Source organism: Acidovorax sp. KPB24-03, assembly GCF_057546605.1.
Map to the genome: position 1 here is coordinate 1 of NZ_BAAJYR010000727.1, position 1099 is coordinate 1099.

The following is a 1099-nucleotide window of genomic DNA, read 5'->3' on the forward strand; positions in this document are numbered from 1 at the left end:
CCCACGGCGCAGGCCGCGATCAGCGCCGCCACCGGCGCCACCCGGCCCTGCAGGCCCAGGTACGCCAGCCATGCGGCGGCCCAGGCCAGGAGGGCGGGCAGGGGCCAGGGCAGTCGGTGCATGGAGGGTGGGAATCCGGTGGGGAGGGAGCAGCGCCGAGTTTAGTGAGCCGCGCGCGGGGCATTCAACCGCAGGCCCCCATTCCGGTGGCATCCAGACGCGACCGGAAACGATAACCAATGGATATCAATCCATCATTTCATTTCAATTTACGGCCCGCAGGCCGCGCCCTAGGATGCCCCTCAATGCCCGGTCCATGGGCATGCATACAACAGGAGACAAACCATGTGGTGCCGCATCCCCCTGCCCGGCCTGGCCCTGGCCGCCGCCGTCCTCATCCCCCTGGGCGCCAGCGCCCAGGAATGGCCGACCCGGCCCGTCCGCATCCTGGTGGGCTCGGCCCCGGGCGGCGGCACCGACGCCATGGCCCGTGCCGTGGCCGACCGGCTGGGCCCGCTGCTCAAGCAGCCCACGGTGGTGGAAAACCGCCCGGGAGCCTCCAACACGCTGGCGGCCGATGCCACCGCCAAGTCCACCGATGGCCACACGATGGTGATGGGCGTGGTCACCGCGCACGCCATCGCCCCGCACCTCTTGAAGCTGGCCTACGACAGCAACCGCGACCTGGTGCCGGTGGCCTTCGTGGGCGCGGTGCCCAACGTGCTGGTGGTGACCAACGCCCTGCCCGCGCAGTCGGTCAAGGAGCTGGTGGCCCTGGCGAAGAAAGCGCCCGGCACCATCAACTTCGCCAGCAGCGGCGCGGGCAGCACGCAGCACATCGCGGCCGAGATGTTCAAGGACGCGGCCGGCATCGACCTGATGCACGTGCCGTACAAGGGCAGCGGCACCGCGCTGGTCGATCTGGTGGGCGGCCAGGTGCAGATGAGCTTCGACACCATGCCCTCGGTGCTGGGCCAGATCAAGTCCGCCAAGATGCGCGCCCTGGCCGTGACCACGCCGCAGCGCAACCCGCAGCTGCCGCAGGTGCCCACCATGGCCGAGCCGGCCTGCCGAGGTGGACATCAGCGCCTGGTACGGC

1 pseudogene is annotated in these 1099 nt (G+C 70.3%); it reads left to right on the top strand.

Features of this window, described 5'->3' with window-relative positions:
• Window positions 1-345 precede the first annotated feature (345 nt).
• A pseudogene (locus AC27KI_RS25545) lies at window positions 346-1099 on the top strand (Bug family tripartite tricarboxylate transporter substrate binding protein); the annotation flags it as partial.